This is a genomic window from Amycolatopsis sp. AA4, assembly GCF_002796545.1.
GTDB lineage: Bacteria > Actinomycetota > Actinomycetes > Mycobacteriales > Pseudonocardiaceae > Amycolatopsis.
On record NZ_CP024894.1, the window covers coordinates 4,953,417 to 4,971,050 of the forward strand.

Sequence of the window (17,634 nt, forward strand, 5' to 3'; positions counted from 1 at the left end):
CGGCCACGAGGCGGTCGATGCCCGCGCGGTGGGGCGTCGCGGGCTTGGTCGCGCAGGCGGGCGCGGTGCTGTCCGGTCGCGAGGAAGTCGTGGCGCGTCAGCGGGGCCTTCGAGCGCGGTTTGCGCGTCGGTTTTGACTTCGGCGCCGCCGGCGGCCATGACCCTGCGTGGTCTGCAGGTCGTCGTCGCGTTCGCGAGCGCGGTACTGACCGTGCGGCAGGAATTCCGCCACTGCGGGCCGGTCCGCTGTCGAGAGCTTTGCTAGCGGCGTCCTTCACGGCCGCTGCGTCGGACTCGTCCGGTGACGGCTGGGCTAGCCCGCGGCCACCTCGCCGGAAATCCGGGCTGGCCCCGACGGGGCCGGCGTGATCTCCACCCGGTTGCGACCGCGCTGTTTGGCAGCTCGCATCGTCTGGCTGGCGACGTCCTCCAGTGCTTTGAGCCCGATGCCGTGCTCGGGCGAAAGGGCGATCCCGATGGAGCAGGTGAGTCCGTGGCCGTCGAGTTTCTCGGGGTTGATCAGCACTTCCTCGCCGCCCGCTGGTTTCGTCACGACCAGCCGCAGCGTCGCGAAGGCGCACCGGATGCGTTCCGCGACCGTCTGCGCCTCGGCCCGGCCGGCGGCAGGCAGCAGGATGGCGAATTCCTCCCCGCCCCACCGTGCCGCCATGTCGCCTGCGCGTATCTGGCTTTCGATGACGCGGGCCACGGTCTGCAAAACCTGGTCTCCGCCGAGATGCCCCAGCTCCTCGTTCCAGCTCTTGAAGTGATCGATGTCCAGGAACAGCAGGGCCGTCGGCCGACCGGACCTCGCCCCGGCCAGCAGTTCCAGCTCGGCCGCGGGGTCGAACCCGGCGCGGTTGGGCAGTCCGGTGAGCGGGTCGTGGTGCGCCTTGGAGTGCGCGGACTTGAGGTTCTGCTCCGTGCGCGTGAACCGCACCGCCACCGGGACGAACGCGATGACGAAGAACGGGCTCACCGCGTGCGCGAGGGACGCGCCCACAGCCACGGCCAGCGTCACGAGGATGAACACGTTGCTCGCGCGGTCGCCGAACAGATTCTCCAGAGTCCAGACCGGAGCGGGAACCTGCGGCGCCGAGCTGGGCGACGGCCGTCGCGCGCGGGCCCGCGCCTCGGCCGAGTCCGTCAGCCCGTTGGCCATCCCGACGATCACGGCTTGGACGAGGAAGTACGACGCCACCGCCGCCGCGACGCCGCCGAGGAGGACGACGATGTCGAGCACAGCGTGCGGGAGGGCGCGTTGCCCGGTGAGCCACGACCGCAGCGGCGTGGCCTCGGAGATCGCGTGCACCGTGAGCGCGCTGGCGAGGATCCCCGCCGAGCTGAAGATGAACCGGTACGGGGCCTTGCGGGCGATGCGGTAGCGCTGGAACCGGACGAGTGCGACTAGCGCGACCAGCAGAGGCACCGGCAATGTCAGGCCGCCGGTGAAGATCCAGATGCTGGTCTGGTCGACGTGGCCGCGCGGTTGCCGGCCGAAGCTGCGTTCCTCGGTGGCCGCGGTGCAGGCCACGTGCACGGCCGCGCACGCGCCCAGCACGCCGAAACTCAGCAAGTCCCTCCAGCCCACCGGTGAGCGGGAAGCCGACCAGCACGCCCAGACCAGGACCCACGCATCGGTGAACAGCAGCCAGGCCAGCGCGCTGCGGGGAAACCGCCACATGGCGAAACCCGCCGCGCGGGCGACGAAACGGCAACCGGCGGTATAAATCCGGCCTTCGCGCGAGACACTGTGCCGGACGAAACGAATGATCCCTCGCGCACGCGGCAGGTGGCCCCCCTCCACCGCGCCGCCATGTCGCCGTGCCGTGGGACCGGCAGCCCCCGGAGGTGATTCGCGTGCAGATTCCCGGCGACCGCGACTTCTGAGCTCGAGCCTGGCCCTCGGCTCTTTCACATGCCCTCCCGTTCACGCGACCCGTTGGAGGTGGCCGCACATGCGTGGCGACCGTGACTTCTGATCCCGGTGGTGCAGGCAATTCCCCAGTCGACCGTCGTTCAAGGAGGTGCGCGATGCGCGGCGACCGCGACTTCTGAGCAGCTCATCCGATGGCCCGTTCGGCTTGGAGCGTCCTGATCCACCGCACCGCGCACCACCAGGACAGGCACGCTCCGGCCGCGCCGGTCACCGCGACCGCCATCGCGGCCGACCTGAGGTACTGCGCGAGCACTCCCGCGCCGACCACGGCCAGGCCCTGCCCGGCCCGGAGCGCGGATCCGACCAGGCCGGTCACCGCCCCGACCCGGTCCCGGGGGACTCGCTCGGCGATCTCGCCCCTGATCAACGGCAGGTAGGCCGCGCCGATCCCGGAGAGGACCAGCAATACCGCCATCGGGACGAGGCCCGGCCGGACGGCGAACAAGGCGAGCGGCACCAGCGACAGGACCGCGAGGACCGCGATGAGGTCCCGCTGGAGCCGTTCGCCGGCCCGGGAGGCAAATCGTGCCCCGACGATGAACCCCAGGCAGTCAGCGGCCAGCATCAGCGTGACTGCCCACGGCGGCCCGTCGGCCTGCTCGACCAGCGGGGCGATCACGCCGTCCGGAACGGCGGTGACACTGCACAGCAAGACCAGCCCGCACAACAGGCGGACCGGAGGGTTCGCGGCGACGATCCTCAGAGCCCCGCCGGCGTCCGCGTGCGGCCTCGCCGAATCACGCGCTGCGGGCCGCTGCCGCAACCCGAGCCCCAGGATGATCGCGGCCGCGACGAAACTCGCCGCGTCCAGGGACAGCGCGAGCGTCGTGCCCACGGTCGCGACGACCGCGGCACCGCCCGCCAGGCCGGCGAGCTGCCCGGTCTCTCGGACGATCCCGAGGCGCGCGTTGCCCGCCTTGTTCGCCTGCGGGCTCTCGAGGATGTCCAGGACGACCCCGCTCTGGGCGGCTTTGAACGGCGCCGCGATCGCGGCGACCGCGGCGACCGCGACCACGAGCACGCCGAGCGGAACTCCTGGAACCGCCATCCCCGCGACCAGCACCGCCTGCTGCAGGCAGCACACCACCATCAGCCCCCGACGCGGCAGACGGTCGGCCAGAGGCCCGAGCACGGGACCCGCGACCAGGCCCGGCAGCAGCGTCATCGCGTATGCGAAACCGGACCACACGGCCGAACCCGTCCGCTCGTACACGAGCACGGCCACCGCGACCCGCGCGAGCTGATCGCCGGCGGTCGACAGCGCTTCGGCCACCCACAGCGCCGTGAACTCGCCGCGCAGCGTCCCCCTCCGTGGCCTCACCCACACCCTCGCTCACCAAACTAAGTCCGCAATTAGTCCCCCGCCGAGAGGCTAAGTCAGTCCAGTACACCCTGGCTACCCACGATCGTTTAACACCCGAACGGACCGTCTCGGGGAATTGAGTCACAGCGGGTAGCGAATATGATTGAGGCATCACCCTCAAATCGGACGTCGCCTCGCCCGCCTGCTGCGAAGCGTGAGGACGGGGCGGCAGCGCACGAGCACTGTCAACCAGGGGAAGCGCGACACGGACGCGCCCAGTTCCGAGACCCGCCCGCGAACGCACAGACCGCGGGAACTGTTCGCCACGAAGCTGCCCGTAGTTGTGCGTCCCCGCCACCCGATCCAGCTCCGCCCCCGGCGGCCGCCGGCCAACCGCGGCTTCCTGCTCGTAATGCAGCCACATGCGCTGCTCAGCAGTCAACTCGCCCTCAACCGCACCTGCCTCCGACGACGGCTCCACCGCCGGCTCGATTTCAGCCGACTGTCCACTCGGCTCGACACCCGCCGCCCGGACGTCCGGACGATGCCGCCGCAACGCGCGGTTCAGCAACTCCACCGCAAGCAACAGAGCAAGCGGAAGGGCAAGCCGCCACCGTCACCCCGAACACACTCGACGACGGAGCCGCACCGATATTCGCGCACAACGACAACGAAATCCCGAACAAGAGCGCCGCCCACACCAACCACTCCCCCGCCGACCCCGCCACAACTCCACCGTCGCCAACGTCAACAACCCGTCAACGATCAACGGCGACATCGCCGCTGTCGTCCCATCCGCACCAAACCGCAACTCCGAACACCCGGCCATGCTGATACGACGCATACGCCGCACCCAACGCCACAAACGGGTCGCAGCACACTGCATACGCAACGACCACGACCACGGCCCCCATGACGCGCGACCACCACAGCAACGCTCCGTCCCGAACTCCACCACACCACAAATCCGAAGCTCAGGAGCCTGACAGACCCGTGGGGTTTTCAGGAGTGCCTCCCCGCAGGCGCCGCTTCAGTCATCCTTTTCGCGGCACTCGCGATCGCCGGGAAGTTCGTCCGCCGGAAGCGGGACCGTCAGTGTCGCGATGCCGCCCGCTGCGTCTCCTCCGCCGACTGTCCGGCTTCTGCGGGCATGCGCGAACTGCTCGGCTGGGTCGCCTACCCGCTCAGCACCGCCGACGAACAATGGTCGCAACTTGGCGGCTGCCGGTTCCTGTCCTGCTCCGCGACCGGCCACCCTCAATCGTCGGTTTCGGCGCCGAGATCGTTGAGGATGTTCTCGAACTGGCGGTCCGTCAGGTTGAGGGCGCTCTCGAAAAGCAGGGCTTCCGGCTGCACGGACGCGAGGTCGTCGGGCCGTGCTTGCTGCTGCGCGGCCTGGACTGTCGGCTGTCGCAGCAGGATCGCCGCGGCGGCTGGAGCGAAACCGACCAGGACGGCGGCAGCGACCACGGCACCTGCCATGGCAATCTTCCTGGCATCCATGACTCGGCTCCTCGGCGAAAGGGAAGGCGGACCAACCAAACCTACTGTTCCCGCGACCGGGCCACGGCGCTACCGCAAAGACCCGGCCAGGTCAAGTTCCCGCCAACCTGGTGAATGAAGCGAGCACCGCGGAAGCCGCGAGCAGGGCAGGACTCCGCGCTGCCTTGGCGAGTCCGATGCCGGCGCGGGCATCGATCGCGGACCTCCGGCAGAGGCCACGCGACCGGATTTCAGAAGAGCCCCAACGCGGACAGCAGGACGATCCACTTCCGGCGCATCCAAATCACCTCTAACGTCGCTTAGTCGGCACTTCACTCCGCAGCGGTCTCACGTCATGTTCGCAAGAGGGAAGCGGAATCGGCAAGCGTGTTCCAGAACCGCCCCTCCGCACAATGAATTTCTTCATCTTGCCGAAGTGGATCAGTCACTCCGAAGCCGGGGACTTCGCTATCTTCCACCTGGTGCCAAGCACGCCTCGCAGTCCGGCAGAGGATTGCCCGACGACACGATGTCCGGCCAGGGTCCATGAACTATTCATCAATCCCCACTGGAGCTAGACATGAAATCAATGTTCAGGCATCGTTTCAATTGTACTGCCCGTGCTCCGCCGTGGATCCCTTCCCTGTCGCGGTCGCAGCGGAGCTTGAGTTCCCCGATGGCAAGCGGTCAGGACCGGATTGCGCTGCCTGAGGGTCCCGCTCGGGCATCCATCGCACCGGAAAGCCCGACGGGGGCGCTGGTTCGCTCGGCAGCGGAGGTGCCGGGTGGACCAGCGCCGACTACTCAGCACTCGCACGCGGGCCGGCGGAATCTCGCGAGAGTTCCGGGTTCCGACCCGTCCGGGACGCGAACGAAAGGGCCGTGGATCACGACGATGACAGGTGACCCAGCGGAACCGCGCGCAGCCAACGGCACCGCGGCCGAGCCGTACGAGCCGACGCGGGAGTCGCTTGCTCGCCATCCGCTGCCCGAGTGGTGGGACGACGGCAAGTTCGGCATTTTCGTGCATTGGGGCGCTTATTCCGTGCCCGCCTTCGGTTCCGCGTTGCTGCCGGGCACGGACCGGATTCGCTCCCGGCTGCCGAAGGCCTTGGGCGATTACTGCGCGGCCGAATGGTACGCGCGACTGCAGCAGATCCCGGGCACTTCGGCCTGGCTGCATCACCTGCGCCGCTACGGCACGGCCGCGCCCTACGACCATTTCCTCGAGCAATTCGGCGCGGAAAAGTTCGACCCCGAAGACTGGGTCGGCCTGTTCGACGAGGCCGGCGCACGCTATTTCGTCCTGACCGCCAAACACCACGACGGGCTCGCCCTGTGGCCGACTGCCACCACGGGCCGCAACACTGCCGAGCTGGGGCCGCGACGCGATCTGGTCGGCGAACTGGTCGACGCGGCCCGCAAGCACGGCGGCGTCAAACCCGGGCTGTACTACTCCGTGCCCGAGTGGTTCAACCCCGCGCCCTACCGAGGCGGCCGCTCGACCTGGGGAGAAAGCAGAATCGTCAACCGGCTGATGTTCCCCCAGCGGCCGCCGCGCAACGCCTACACGCGCCGGCGCGTCCCGTATACCGGCCAGGGAATGGTCTACGACTACGCCGGGAGCATCGTCCGTCCCCAGTTGCGCGAACTCGTCGACCGGTACCGGCCGTCGATGATCTGGTGCGACATCGGCGGCGACGAGGATTACTTCCGCGGCAACGAAACCATCGCGTACTACTACAACCGGGCAGCTGCCGCGAATCCGGACGGCGTCCTCGTCAACGACCGCTTCGGAGACGGCCGCACCCACCGCGACTACGCCACCGTCGAGCAGGGCGCCGGCATGAACCAGCAGCCCACCGGCGAACGCTCCGAAGTGTGCCGCACGATGGCGGAGTCCTGGGGCTACGACGTCCGCGAAACCGGCGACTCCCTGCGCAGCACCGGCGAACTGGTGCACCTGCTCGTCGATTCCGTCGCGGCCAACGCGAACCTGCTGCTCAACATCGGCCCGCGCGCGGACGGCACGATCCCCGAGCCGATGCGCGAGCGGCTGCGCGGCGTCGGCGCGTGGCTGAAACTCAACGGCGAGGCGATCTACGGCACGCGACCGTGGACCCAGCCGACCAGAGGGAACCTTCGATGCACGGTCAGCAAGACCACCGGCGTGCTCTACCTGACCGCGCTGTCCTGGCCTGGCCGCGAACTCGTCGCCGACTTCGGAGTCCCGGCCAGCGAGCGGACGCGGATCACGCTGCTCGGCTCCGACGGGCAGCCGCTGGCCTGGCGCCGCGACGGCCGCCGCCTCGTCATCACCACTCCAGCGGCCGACCCGGCCCGGGCCACCAGCAGCCAGCACGCCTACGTCTTCCGCGTCGGCAACCAATGAACAGCGAGGACGGATTTCGCCGCCGTCGCCGGACCCGGGCTTCGGCACGGCTCGCATCGGTTCATGGCGATCACCTCGGCTGCGATAGCTACCTCAGCACGGTTTACCCCCGAACGAATCGACCTTAGTCCGACCAGAAAGGACTTCCCAATGGGGTTTGTCAAGTCATGCAGCCGCCGGGATCGGGGGTGAAGCGTGGTAGCCAGCGTTGTCGCGGAGCATGGCCCACAGGACGTTGAGGCGTCGGCGGGCGAGGCAGAGCAGGGCTTGTTCGTGTCGTTTGCCTTCGGCGCGTTTGCGCCGGTAGTAGGCCTTGGAGATCGGGCAGCTGGGCAGGCTGGCCGAGGCCGCGAGGTAGCAGGCCCTCAGCAGGCCGCGGTGGTAGCGGCGAGGCCGTCTGAGGTTGCCGCGGATGCGGCCGGAATCGCGTGGAACGGGAGCGAGCCCGGCGTAGCCGGCGAGACGGTCGACCGAGCCGAACGCGGTCATCTCGCCGCCGGTGGCAGCGAGAAATTCCGCGGCGAGGGTGGGGCCGAAACCGGGCAGGGTGAGGATCACCTCGGCGTGTCGGTGCCGGCGAAACCGTTCCTCGATCATCGCGTCGAGCTCGTCGATTTCGGTGTTGAGGGCGATCACGCCCTTGGCCAGCCGTTCGACCATCGCGGCGGCGAGTTTCTGGCCGGGCAGCGTGGCGTGCTGCGCGGAAGCGGCCTCAACGGCCGCGTGCGCGACCGATTCGGCTTTGCGGACCTTGCGGTGGCGCAGCCAGCGGGTCAGGCGTTGCTTGCCCAGTCGCCGGATTCCGTCCGGGGTCTGGTGTTCCGTCAGCAGCGCCAGGTGTCCTTTGCGGGACAGGTCGAGGCTGCGTTCCAGCGCGGGAAAGTACTCCAGCAGCTGGTGGCGGATCCGGTTGATCGCCCGGGTCCGGTCGCAGACCAGGTCGGTGCGCCGGTTAGTCAGGGTCCGCAGGTCGACTGCGATCTCGTCCCCGGCCCGCAACGGGCCGAGGTCACGACGGACACGGGCCTGGTCGGCGATGACGAACGCGTCTTTCGCGTCGGTTTTCCCTTCGCCCCGGTAGGTTCCGGCAGCCCGGTGGACCTTCAAACCGGTGATATAGACCAATTCCTGGACGTGGTTGACCAGCAGGCCGATCAGCAGCGCCGCGCCACCGCTGTTCAGGTCGATCGCCCACAGCACATCGGTGTCGATGGCCGTGACGTCGGCGATCAGGGCCAGCAGTTCGGTTTCGTCGTTCTGGACCCTGCGGGACAGCAACCGCTCGCCGATGTCGTTGATCACCACGCAGTGGTGGTGTTCCTTGCCGATGTCCACGCCGGCCCAGATCTGGGGCACGACCACCTCTTTCGTTGTTGTGCTCAAGGGTTCACCCACAGACGACCACGCCGACGACGTCCTACACAGCGATCCACGCGTATCCCAATTAGCGGTCGAGCCGTCTCGGGGCCCGGGCGGCCAAGTCCTTTCAGCCTTGCCAACGGCGACGCCATGTGAGCCATACCCGGAGCCCCAGGGCCCACCGATCCTACGAATGACCAGTTCAGACCCAACAAAGAAGGTAGGACCATCCCCCATGCCTGCTGTCGACCCGGCGCGCACTGCCTTGATCGCGATCCACCTGCAGCACGACATCGTCGGCGCCGACGGTGCCTTCGCACCGTTCTTCCGCGCCGAAGTCGAGCGCACCGGCGTGCTCGACACGTCCGCCCGGGTCCTGGCCGGTGCGCGCCGGGCGGGGGCGAAGATCGTCTACACCCGCGTCGCGTTCAAGCCCGGGCATCCTGACCTCGTCGCGAACTCGCCGCTGCTGGGCATGGTCGCCGCGAACAACTGCCTCGTCGACGGCACGCCGGGCGCGGCGCTCGTCGAATCGGCCGCTCCTGCCGATACGGACGCGATCGTGACCCACACGCGGATCACCGGCTTCCACGCCAGCGCACTGGATGCGGTCCTGCGCGCCGGCGGAATCGACACCGTCGCCTTCGCCGGGGTGGCCACCAATATCTCAGTCGAAGGCACCGCGCGAATCGCCTCGGAACTGGGTTACCGCACGATCGTGCTTTCCGATGCCTGCTCCGCGGGATCCGAAGCCGCGCACCAGGCATCTCTGGAGTCGCTCAGCCTCCTGGCCGAGGTCAGCACCACCGACGACTTTCTTGCCGCGCTCGCCGGCGAACGCGCGGCCGGATGAACAACCGCCCGGGTCTCATACGCGGCGACTCGTGATCTCAGGTGAATCCCTCCCCTCCGGTGGCGCAGTCCCTGAGCCGCCGGCCGGAGGGGAGGGAACCTCGCACGGGGGAGCATGCCAGGAAGGAAGCATTCTCCGGCGAAGCACCGACAGTTTAACCCGAGCTGTCATGCGAACCAAAGCGCAAACTGTTCAGCAAGTGAATAATTCATGCCGGGTTGCGTATTTGCGAACTGCGCGGGACGGGAAGCGAATCCGTGCGTCGATCCGTCGGCGGTTCACTGTCCGCACCCGTACGGGGTATGACAAATTCCCGTTCCGGTAACAACGGGAGCGCGCGTTTCGAAGGGCGGGTGGAAATAACCGGCATACAGGAGTCCAGATGAGATCCCGCACGCTCGTGTCCATCGCCCTGTCCGCAGCCACCTTGGGTTTCGCCGCCCTCGGTTTCGCCGCGGTTGCCTGCGGTCAGCGGGAATCCGCGCCGCAAGCCTCGTCGGCCACGTTCTCGCCCGCGCCCACCGCCACCTCAGTCCCGGCGAACAGACTCGCGTTGACGCCCGAAGGACTCATCCCCAAGAGATTCGGCGAGCGGGCGAGAGTGGCCAACCCGGACGGCAGCGCACTGTTCGACTTCTCGATCACGAAGATCAAGGTCAATCCGAAATGCCGTCCGACCGGCCGGCGAACTGCCGGAAGATACGTCATAGTCCTGGACCTGACCGTCCGGACGCACAGTCCGCAGAATCCGGTCGACCTCAGCGGCATCGGCGCGTTGCTGAACTGGGGATCATTCCAGACCAGAGGCGCCGGCGACGTCACCCACACCGTGGATGCCAGCAGCTGCGCGGACATCACGGCCTTGCCGATCGCCTACGCGGCCAACAGCAAGTACACCGGACAGGTCGAGATCGCGGCGGTCGACAAGAGCGGGTCGCTGTTCCTGATGGGAGGCACCAGATCCGCCAGCAGCTCCCTCGGCTGGATGTGGACCTTCTAGCGAACCGTCGCCAAGCAAAGCCGGCCGCGAAGCGAGAATCCCGTGCGGGACGGGAACCCGCCCGCCGCACCGCGGGCCGGGAAAGACCTCACCCCTCGATGCGGCGGGTCCGCCCGGCCGCCGCGCTGCGGACTCCGGGCATTTCGGACAGCTCCGCGGTCAGCTCGAACAGGTCGCCCCGTCCGTCGAGCCGCAGCGCGACCGCAGTGGCCTTCCGTCCGTCGTCGTGCACTGTCTCCGGCTCGACCACGATCTCCCGCACTGTCCAGCCCCGGCTGGTGCAGGCGGCGAGGGCGGACCGCAGGACGCCTTGGCCGTCGTCGTAGCTCAGCTGCAGGGTCGGCGGTTCGCGCCGATGTCTCGCGGCGAACAACGCGAGACGCGACAGCCCCCGGGTCGCGAGGAAGAACCCGGCGGTCCCCGCGGTGGCGAGCACGGGGAGCCCCGCTCCGCACGCCATTCCGATCGCCGCGGTGACCCAGACCGTCGCCGCCGTGGTCAGTCCCTGCACCGCGTTGCTCCGGATGAAGATCAAGCCGCCGCCGAGGAAGCCCACGCCCGAAACGACCTGCGCGGCGACTCGCGAGGGGTCGAGCGAGACGTGCGGGTTGGCCAGGAAATCGTCGAAGCCGTACTTGGACACCAGCATGAACACCGCCGACCCGACTCCGACCAGCGCGTGCGTCCGCAGGCCAGCGGACTTCATGCTCAATTCCCGTTCCAGTCCGATGAAGGTGCTCAGCACGAGCGCGACCAGCACCGGGGCCAGCAGCGACCACTGCTGACCGGTAGACCACAACGGCCCCATGAACCCTCCCGCGGAAGCTGAACGACCCGGTGCCCGCACCACGGCGGCACATCGAAAACGGCGATCGCGCGACTGCTGCTCTTCGCCGATCGCTCGCCACCGCGAACCGAAGGCGGCACAATCGTCTGACCGCGTGGATTGACCAAGCTAATTCGGCGGACCGCCTCCGCGCTACTGCAACCGGTCACTGCCTGGGAATGAATCGTTCAATGCCAGCTTCGAAGCGACAACGCAGGACACCGGCCTGCTCGCCGCAGTCACCGAATCCGGACCTCGCCGTCGTCATCGGGCAAACAGCGGCCAAGGCTGATCGAACACGATCGCGGCGGGGGCAGGAACGTGCGGTGAGCCGGAACCCTTGCTGATCGCCTGGCCCGCGCCGGGACCGCAGGCCCCCGGGCCGATGACGTTCGAAGAACCGACCACGATGCCGACGACCAAGGCCGCACTCAGGGCGAGCAGCCACGACACCCATCGCAGGCCCCTCGGCGCGGATCGTTCCGGCACGAGTGCGGACACCTGCGGCTCGGGAGAGTCCTGCCGCTGATCACTCGCGGCATGCCGAGGAGCACAGGCTCGCGGATTCGGCCGGCTGTGCCGTGCGGGCGTGCGGTCAGCGTGGCGAGGCGAGCCGTCCGACGGCTCGGACGGCCCCGATCGAGGGGAAGGGATGGACACGGAATGCTCCTCAAGCTACGACAGCGCATGCTTTGCCACTCTTGAGTTCACAACATGCCAGCCGTTCGCGCCGCATCGAACCGCCGATTCGCGACGATCGAGGAAAATTGCTGAGAAGTGGCGTGATTTCATCACGAGTCCGGGTCGGGGACCGTCGCTGCCGCCCGTCGGGAGCGGACCACCGGCCACGGAGGGAACGGTTGCCGCGACCAGTTCGGACCGACCCGCGATTGCCCAGCTCGCAGCCCACCCGATGCTTCACCTCCCGCGCCGGGTTGTGCCGAACCGGCACCCCCGCCTCTTCCACCGGCTTGGCCGGCATGAGAAATTCATGCCCAGCCAAAGATTCTTCGCGCCCCGTCCGCGCGACCGCCGCGCTAAGCTCGGCGTGGTGCCAAGCAGCGACAAGTCTTTCGGCAAGCTGCCTCGATGGACGGGGCCTTTCTACTTGGGCACTGGAGTGGTCACCCTCGTTTGGGTCGGCTTTCTGGTCGCCGATTTCCTGAACGTCCCGGGGTGTTGCCCGGAAGCGAAGATACGTTGCGGCGCGTTTATGAGCACCTCCGCGCGGCAGTACACGCTCGCCTGGGTCGTATTCGACATCGCATTGGCGGCGATGCTGCTGATCACCGGCTGGCTTGCGGTGCGGCACCGACCGCACGTGCAGGTTTCCGCCGCCGTGACGAGCGCGCTGCTCTTCGTTGACGCCTGGTTCGATACGACGATCAGCCCGCGTCGCGACCGCCCGCTCGCCTGGACACAGGCCTTGTTCGCCGAACTGCCCCTGGGACTGCTCTGCCTCTGGGTCGCCTGGCGCGCCGAACGTCTCCGCCGGGAACAGCTTCGCCACAGCGCCGCGACCGCCGGACAAGCCTCGCACGATCGACCGCCGGGAAGCTGAACCCGCCGGTCCTTGTCCGCATAGGACCACCACCCCGCCTGGAACGCCGATTCTCGGCGCGGACATGACCTTCGCGGAGCCGGCCCGGATCGCAGCCAGGCACAGCCGCGCGCCGGCGGGCGGTGCCGCGGACGCGGAGGCGGTTCTGGCGCGCCAGGTGCGCCCCGCCCCGCCGAAATAGCAGAAGACGCACCCGCGTATTCAATTGCCCGCACTGCACCCGCACCCGCCAGGTACCGGACTCCGACCTCTCGGAGAGGCTGGAGCACACCCTTCAGTCGTGATTTCCGCTACAATTCGGCGCATTCCGCGCCACAAAAACCACCTGCGGCCCGCCCTTATCTCCGCGTCCTCGCGGGCGACGACACGCCGCCGCATGAGATATTCACGCGCGAATCCGGAATTTCCGCATCTTTCCCTCGCTGAGTGACGCGTCGGCTACCGAACGCCGCGTTTTCTCGGCTAAAGTTTCCCGCACTCGCCCGAGTTTCCGGGAAACCATGGCACTGCCCGCCTCCGCGGTTCTCGCCTCGCGAATCGGTTCGCCGTCGCGAGGTTCTCCTCGGGTCCGGCGAATCCCGCTCCGCCCGCGGCCCACGAGACCGCGCACGAGGCACGTTGGAAGGACGACCTGATGGCTTCGGTTCCCCTGCTCCCGCCGTCGCCCCGGACCAGCCGGGCGCGCCGGTCCGAGGAGACGGCGTTCACCATTTGCTCGGCGGACCAGGACGTCCTTTTCCAGCTCGGCGTCAAGGCCGTGGTCGACCGCTCGCGCCGGCTCAGCTGGATCGGCGCGATCAACGACGGGGCCCGCGCGCTCAGCCTGTGCAGCCGGATGCGGCCCGACATCCTGCTGCTCGACGCCCGGCTCGACGTCGGGGGCACTCTCATCCGGGCCGTGACGTCGAGCCCCGCCGTGGAAACGGTCATCGTTCTGGTCAGCGCCGCGGAACTCGTTCCCGACCGGGTCGGCAAGTTCGCCGAATACGGCGCCGATTGCCTGCTGGACCGGTCCATCGGCCCGGTGAAACTCGCCGAGCGGATCGTCCAGTACCACCTCTGGGGCCACTCCGCCCAGTTCTTCCCGGCGACGCCGGAGCCGCGCATCCCGCGGGCCCGCCGCCGCTCCAGCGACGAACTCACCCTGCGCGAAACGCAGGTCCTCGGCCTGATCAGCATCGGGCTGACGAACAGCGAGATCGCGGAAGCGCAGTCGGTGTCCGCCGAGACGGTGCGCAGCCACGTCAAGAACGTGTACCGGAAGCTGGGCGCCCGCAACCGGGCCCACGCGGTCGCGCTCGGCCATCTGGAGAACCTGATCGGCCCGCACGCCTCGCCGCCGGCGCCCGCGCGGTGACCGGCGCCCGCCGAACCTGGCAATCCACCGTCCGAACAGGAGGAACGAATCATGGCTGAACGTGCCGAACGGCAGGGCCCGGTTTTCGTCGGCGCGGACCCGGAGGCCGTCACCCGTGCCCGGGACTACCTGGAAGCCAAGGGCATCGAACTGACCTCGATCAGCAGACCGGTGAGCCCGCTGCAGGTGTTCGTCCGGACCACCGCGTTCGACGAAGCGCGGACGCGGACGGAAACGCTCACCGATGTCTCCCTGCTTCAACTGCGCATGATCGCCGGAGGCATGACGAACGCCGAGATCGGCGACCGGCTCGGCAAGTCCGAGAACACGGTCAAGTCGAGCCTGAAAGGACTGTTCAGAGCGATCGGAGCGCGCGACCGGGCCCACGCGGTGCTGATCGGGTGCCGAGCGGGACTCATCTGAAACCGCAGCGCGCTGGAGACCCGGCCTCGCCCAGTGCTGGCGCACGCCAAGCATTTCCTCGTGAAGTGCGGCCGGGGAAACCCGGCCGCACGGAAGCGCGGGGACGCGGTCAGCAGGGTGCTGGGCTCGTCGTCGGGAACCAGTCGTCCGGCAAGGGGCACGAGCCGGACCCCAGACCGGCGCAGACCCTCAGCACCGCTCGCATCCGGACCAGTCCTCCACCGTGATCTAGTCGCCGGGCCGGATCGTGTCGAGATCCCGGAATATGCGGCGGCACCCGGGTACCCGGGTGCCGCGAAGTCTTGCGACCCGGCTCTTCGACGACCGTCCGCTCCGGACCCGGCCGCGGGATCATCGCGAGGACCGCGACCGGTGCGCCGCCGACGCCCGGCTCGTTGCCCCACAACGTTTTCCGTTCCTGGCCGAGCTGGAAGCCCAGCATCACCCCGTCCGACGACGAGCACCGCTTCTCCGATTATCCGGACGCCGTCCACCGCGGCCGCAGTTCCTGGGCGTCTCCCGGGCGTCGTTCCGCTGCCGCATCGAGGCACCGTGCGGTCATGGCGCACCCGGGCTCGCAACGGCCGTCAGATCCCGGTCGAGGTCCGGGATCCGGCTGCGGAGCGCGTCCATGGTCAGCCGGGCCGCGTCGCCGTTGCCGAACGGATTCGGCGTTCCCGGGCCCTTCTCCCGTCCGGCCAGCACCGCGCGCGCGGCGATGACGACCTCGGAGAAGTCGGTGCCGACCAGCCGCGCCCAGCCGGCGTCGACCGCCTCGCGGCGCTCCGTCGTGTCACGCGCCACCAGGACCGGAACCCCGAAGGTCGGCGCTTCTTCCTGGATGCCGCCGGAGTCGGTGATCACCAGCGAGGACCTCGACAGCGCCCAGATCAGGTCCGGGTAGTCCAGCGGCTCGGTGACCGTCACCGCGTCGCACGTCCCGAGGATCCGGTGCACGATCTGGCGCACCTTCGGATTCGGGTGCGACGGAAGCAGAAAGCGCGCGCCGGGGAATTCCCGCGCGATCTGCATCACCGCGCCCAGCACTTCGCCGATGCCGCTTCGCCACGACTCCCGGCGGTGCATCGTCACCAGGATCCGCGGCCGGAGCCCGGCGAAAGCGGCCGCGACCGCGACGTTCTTCGGCGGCAGGCCCCGTCCGGCGATGTGCAGTGCCGCGTCGACGACGGTGTTGCCGGTCACGACGATCTTCTCGTCCGGCACTCCCTCCGCCCGCAGCGCCGCGCCGGCCGCCGGCGTGGGAGCGAGGTGCAGGGCGGCGATGCGGGAGACCAGCTGGCGATTGGCTTCCTCGGGAAACGGCGATGCGAGATCTCCGGTGCGCAGGCCCGCCTCGACATGCACGACCGGAATGTGGCGCCAGAACGCGGCCAGTGCGCAAGCGAGGGTGGTGGCTGTGTCGCCCTGGACGACGACCGCGGCCGGGCGGCGCTCCGCCAGAACCCGGTCGACCTCGGGTACGAGACCGGTGAACAATTCGCTCAGGCTGCCGGTCGCCCGCGACAGGACGATCCGGTCGTCGGGAGCTATCCCGAACGGCGCCAGGCCCTGGTCGACCATGTCGGGGTGCTGCCCGGTGGCGACGATCCGCGCCCGGAACCCGGATTCCCCGGCCGCGAGCGCGATGGGCGCCAGTTTGATGGCTTCCGGCCTGGTGCCGGCGAACAGCGTCAGTTCTTGCTTCATCGGCCTTCTTCCCCCCGTGCTCGGCGGCGCTTTCGAAACGACCGGCGAACGCATCACTTCATTCGCGCTTTGGCGGTTCCGGGAATCTTCTCCGCAGAGTATGGCGAGCGCCGCGCACTCCGATCAAGAAGGCGAGCGCTTAACGCCCGCCCGGGTCATAGCCGTTTTAACAATAGCCCCGTGAAATACTCACCCGGCGGACGGAAATGCGGTCCGGGAAGCGCTGGACTCGGCGTCGCAGAACCCGACCTCCCATGCCCGGGCCATCGCGGCGACGCCCGGCCCGGGGTCCGCGGGCCACTCCGGCGATCCGTCGCCGTCGTCGACGGCTTGCCCCGGGACCAGTCGGCCGTCCGCACGACCGAGCCGAAGATCCCGGCCCGGCTACCGCCTCGACGCGCACCTGCACCCGCCGTGTCTCCGCCAGGAGGAATTTCGCCGCGGCGAACCCGGCGCCCGCCACTAGGGCGAGGCGCGACCCCGGACCGCACGGCGCGCCAGATGTCGTCGCCCGGGTAAACCCAGGCTCCGCATTCCCCCAGCAACGCATCGCTGGCCCGTCTCAGCTGCCCTTCGCCCGCCTCCCGTCGCGGGACGGTGACACATTCCGCGTCCCGATCCCGGACGGATTCCGGTCCGATCTCCGTCCTCGGACTGCCACCAGACGAACGCGGCGGGCATGCACAGCGGGCACCGGCTGTGAGCGGATGGCAAGCCGGCGGCGGACCGGGCCAGGCCCGAACCGGTCAAGGTCGTGATATTTTCCCGGCGAGTGCCGGAAGAAGTCGACAGCCTCGCGGCGGCGAGCCCGCGGCTGTCGACGGCGGGCGACCGGCCGAAGCCACGGAACACTACCGCAGGTAGCGCAGGAACCGGACGTAGCCCGTGAGTGTCAAGACAGATCATCCGAACGGGTGGGTTCGGCGTGCCGAAATGAGGGTTCCCCGCATCTAGTATGAAATTGTCCGCGTACCTCCGGCCCCACCCAGTCGGCTCGCGAGGCGAGCGACCGGCGCAGGAAGGAATTCGTGAACGTGGCGGATGCTCCGGCGCCAGCCAGTCGCCGTATCGCCGGCTGCCGCGCGAATTCACGGTGTCTCCTCCGGTGCGGCCGCCGGGCCGGTGTCGCCGGCCTGCCCGCGCGCCCTTGCCCGGCGGTCCGGAAATCCGGGTCGCCGAGAGGGAAACGAGGATGCCGCGAGCTTTCCGCCTCCAGGGCGGGCAGCACCGCGGTGCACCGCGTCGCGCGCGGCGGGCTGAACCCCGGTTTCGCTCGGCGGCTCAGCGGCGCGGTGACGGTGGCAGACGTCCACTGTGCACTCCGTGTCGCCGGCCGGCTCGGCGGCACGGTCGGGACCGGGCGTCCGGGAGAACGGTTCGCCCTCGGTGTGTGCTCGCCCGCGCTGCCGTCCGGCTCGGGCGGAATCCCAGA

At 68.9% G+C, this 17,634-nt stretch carries 13 protein-coding genes; 6 read left to right on the forward strand and 7 right to left on the reverse strand.

The window, feature by feature from the left end:
• Nucleotides 1-313: 313 nt before the first annotated feature.
• The 3 genes from CU254_RS22955 to CU254_RS22965 form a co-directional block, all read right to left on the reverse strand.
• Nucleotides 314-1,684, reverse strand: coding sequence for a diguanylate cyclase (locus CU254_RS22955; RefSeq protein WP_063631960.1), 1,371 nt, complete (start codon nucleotides 1,682-1,684; stop codon nucleotides 314-316).
• Between the two features lie 379 nt (nucleotides 1,685-2,063).
• Nucleotides 2,064-3,260, reverse strand: coding sequence for an MFS transporter (locus tag CU254_RS22960; protein WP_037717742.1), 1,197 nt, complete (start codon nucleotides 3,258-3,260; stop codon nucleotides 2,064-2,066).
• Between the two features lie 1,239 nt (nucleotides 3,261-4,499).
• Nucleotides 4,500-4,724, reverse strand: a complete 225-nt coding sequence (locus CU254_RS22965; RefSeq protein ID WP_037714552.1) for a hypothetical protein — start codon at nucleotides 4,722-4,724, stop codon at nucleotides 4,500-4,502.
• An 895-nt stretch (nucleotides 4,725-5,619) separates the two neighbouring features.
• On the opposite strand from CU254_RS22965, the gene CU254_RS22970 reads away from it, so the two are divergent.
• Nucleotides 5,620-7,116 (forward strand): alpha-L-fucosidase, encoded by a 1,497-nt coding sequence (locus tag CU254_RS22970; protein WP_050788254.1) that lies wholly within the window; start codon nucleotides 5,620-5,622, stop codon nucleotides 7,114-7,116.
• A gap of 165 nt (nucleotides 7,117-7,281) precedes the next feature.
• On the opposite strand, the gene CU254_RS22975 is transcribed toward CU254_RS22970, so the two are convergent.
• The gene (locus CU254_RS22975; RefSeq protein WP_199786311.1) at nucleotides 7,282-8,478 is read right to left on the reverse strand and encodes an IS110 family transposase; all 1,197 of its coding nucleotides are present in this window, start codon (nucleotides 8,476-8,478) and stop codon (nucleotides 7,282-7,284) included.
• A gap of 232 nt (nucleotides 8,479-8,710) precedes the next feature.
• Between CU254_RS22975 and CU254_RS22980 the strand changes: the two genes are divergently transcribed.
• Together CU254_RS22980 and CU254_RS22985 are read left to right on the forward strand one after the other, a co-directional pair.
• Nucleotides 8,711-9,328: a cysteine hydrolase family protein gene (locus CU254_RS22980; protein WP_009079783.1), complete on the forward strand. Its 618-nt coding sequence runs from the start codon at nucleotides 8,711-8,713 to the stop codon at nucleotides 9,326-9,328.
• Nucleotides 9,329-9,710: 382 nt separating this feature from the next.
• Complete coding sequence (locus CU254_RS22985; protein ID WP_009079784.1) at nucleotides 9,711-10,328, forward strand: hypothetical protein; 618 nt, start codon at nucleotides 9,711-9,713, stop codon at nucleotides 10,326-10,328.
• Nucleotides 10,329-10,416: 88 nt separating this feature from the next.
• Here CU254_RS22985 and CU254_RS22990 read toward each other — a convergent pair whose 3' ends face one another.
• Nucleotides 10,417-11,136 (reverse strand): MgtC/SapB family protein, encoded by a 720-nt coding sequence (locus CU254_RS22990; RefSeq protein ID WP_009079787.1) that lies wholly within the window; start codon nucleotides 11,134-11,136, stop codon nucleotides 10,417-10,419.
• A 282-nt stretch (nucleotides 11,137-11,418) separates the two neighbouring features.
• On the reverse strand, nucleotides 11,419-11,607 hold the full coding sequence (locus tag CU254_RS22995; protein ID WP_009079789.1) for a hypothetical protein: 189 nt from the start codon (nucleotides 11,605-11,607) through the stop codon (nucleotides 11,419-11,421).
• Nucleotides 11,608-12,205: 598 nt separating this feature from the next.
• On the opposite strand from CU254_RS22995, the gene CU254_RS23000 reads away from it, so the two are divergent.
• The 3 genes from CU254_RS23000 (at nucleotide 12,206) to CU254_RS23010 (ending at nucleotide 14,495) form a co-directional block, all read left to right on the forward strand.
• Complete coding sequence (locus CU254_RS23000; RefSeq protein WP_158688064.1) at nucleotides 12,206-12,715, forward strand: hypothetical protein; 510 nt, start codon at nucleotides 12,206-12,208, stop codon at nucleotides 12,713-12,715.
• Between the two features lie 634 nt (nucleotides 12,716-13,349).
• Entirely contained in the window at nucleotides 13,350-14,072 is a 723-nt protein-coding gene (locus CU254_RS23005) for a response regulator transcription factor (protein WP_009079792.1), read from the forward strand.
• Nucleotides 14,073-14,123: 51 nt separating this feature from the next.
• A complete protein-coding gene (locus CU254_RS23010; RefSeq protein WP_009079794.1) occupies nucleotides 14,124-14,495 on the forward strand; it encodes a helix-turn-helix transcriptional regulator in 372 nt (123 codons plus the stop codon).
• Between the two features lie 558 nt (nucleotides 14,496-15,053).
• On the opposite strand, the gene wecB is transcribed toward CU254_RS23010, so the two are convergent.
• Complete coding sequence (gene wecB, locus CU254_RS23015; RefSeq protein WP_009079799.1) at nucleotides 15,054-16,202, reverse strand: non-hydrolyzing UDP-N-acetylglucosamine 2-epimerase; 1,149 nt, start codon at nucleotides 16,200-16,202, stop codon at nucleotides 15,054-15,056.
• Between the last annotated feature and the right edge of the window lie 1,432 nt (nucleotides 16,203-17,634).

Excerpts from the sequence above, each read along its gene's own strand:
- CU254_RS22955 (WP_063631960.1), bottom strand. The coding sequence starts at position 1,684 with ATGTGGCGGTTTCCCCGCAGCGCGCTGGCCTGGCTGCTGTTCACCGAT.
- CU254_RS22965 (WP_037714552.1), bottom strand. The coding sequence starts at position 4,724 with ATGGCAGGTGCCGTGGTCGCTGCCGCCGTCCTGGTCGGTTTCGCTCCA.
- CU254_RS22970 (WP_050788254.1), top strand. The coding sequence starts at position 5,620 with ATGACAGGTGACCCAGCGGAACCGCGCGCAGCCAACGGCACCGCGGCC.
- CU254_RS22980 (WP_009079783.1), top strand. The coding sequence starts at position 8,711 with ATGCCTGCTGTCGACCCGGCGCGCACTGCCTTGATCGCGATCCACCTG.
- CU254_RS22985 (WP_009079784.1), top strand. The coding sequence starts at position 9,711 with ATGAGATCCCGCACGCTCGTGTCCATCGCCCTGTCCGCAGCCACCTTG.
- CU254_RS22990 (WP_009079787.1), bottom strand. The coding sequence starts at position 11,136 with ATGGGGCCGTTGTGGTCTACCGGTCAGCAGTGGTCGCTGCTGGCCCCG.
- CU254_RS23005 (WP_009079792.1), top strand. The coding sequence starts at position 13,350 with ATGGCTTCGGTTCCCCTGCTCCCGCCGTCGCCCCGGACCAGCCGGGCG.
- CU254_RS23010 (WP_009079794.1), top strand. The coding sequence starts at position 14,124 with ATGGCTGAACGTGCCGAACGGCAGGGCCCGGTTTTCGTCGGCGCGGAC.
- wecB (WP_009079799.1), bottom strand. The coding sequence starts at position 16,202 with ATGAAGCAAGAACTGACGCTGTTCGCCGGCACCAGGCCGGAAGCCATC.